Origin of the sequence: Haloferula sp. A504 (assembly GCF_044385805.1) — a bacterium.
In the GTDB taxonomy this organism is placed as follows: domain Bacteria; phylum Verrucomicrobiota; class Verrucomicrobiia; order Verrucomicrobiales; family Akkermansiaceae; genus Haloferula.
In genome coordinates this window covers 1-976 of record NZ_JBISBU010000162.1, presented here as the reverse complement: position 1 = coordinate 976, position 976 = coordinate 1, and the positions used below count along the sequence as shown (strand labels likewise).

Genomic DNA, 976 nt, shown 5'->3' with positions numbered 1-976 from the left:
GGTACCATTCCAACACCCGTCCGGAGCAGGCGGGCGAGCCCGTGAGGGACTCGCTCGGCCGACTGCTCCGGCGGCGGTAACGGAGCTGCCCTGAAGTCCGCTTTCATGGCACTCTAACATTGCCATGAAAGCCACCAACCGATCCTCCATCTACCGCAACCAGAGCGCGAAGCTCAACGCCCTCTATCAGCAGGCCGGCGACCCCCGCAAGGTCCTCTGCGTCGCCTTCGACTTCGCCAAGTCCAAGCACCTCGCCCTGTGCTGCGACGGCAACGGCGAGATCCTGCGCAAACCCTTCCCCGTCGAGAACAACCGCGCCGGCATCGACTTCCTCGTCGAGGCCGTCGAAACCACCGCCGACCGCCGTAAGATCCCCAAGAGCCAGATCTTCCTCGGCGGCGAGGACGAGCCTCCCTACGTCTCGAACTTCCTCACCGCGTTGCGCGAAAAGGGATATCTCGTCATGCGTGTTAACGCCTTCGAGGCAAAACACAACCGCTCCGACCATCACGCCAGCACCGACGAGATCGACCTGCTCGGCATCGCCCACACCCTCATCTCGCGCCGCGCCCGCGACACCGAACCCGCCGACGACAGCGTCTATCAGCACCTGCGCGAACTCACCCGCCACCGCCGCACCCTGGTCCGCCAGCAGACCGCCAGCCGCAACCGCATCCATGCCATCGCCGACCAGCTCTTCCCTGGTTTCCTCGACGCCGCGCGTTCCGGCATCGGCTCGTTCACCGAGGCGTCCCTCACGCTCATGCAAGAGCGCTTCAGCGCGCCGGAAGTCACCCGCCGCCGCCCCTCGTCGCTGAGTTCCATGCTCTGCCGACACGGCATCCGCGACCACGACGAGGTGGCCGCCAAACTCATCGAACTCGCCCGCCAGGCCCTTCCGCCCGACCCGGTCCGCGTACCCACCCTCCAGCGCACGCTCGCCGCCGCCGTCGACCTCCACCGCTGCCTGCACCGC

At 67.0% G+C, this 976-nt stretch carries 1 protein-coding gene; it reads left to right on the top strand.

Annotated features, from left to right (window positions below):
* Positions 1-124: 124 nt before the first annotated feature.
* Positions 125-976 (top strand): transposase (locus ACG2LG_RS23950; protein WP_396263405.1); only part of this gene is annotated, 852 nt, incomplete at its 3' end.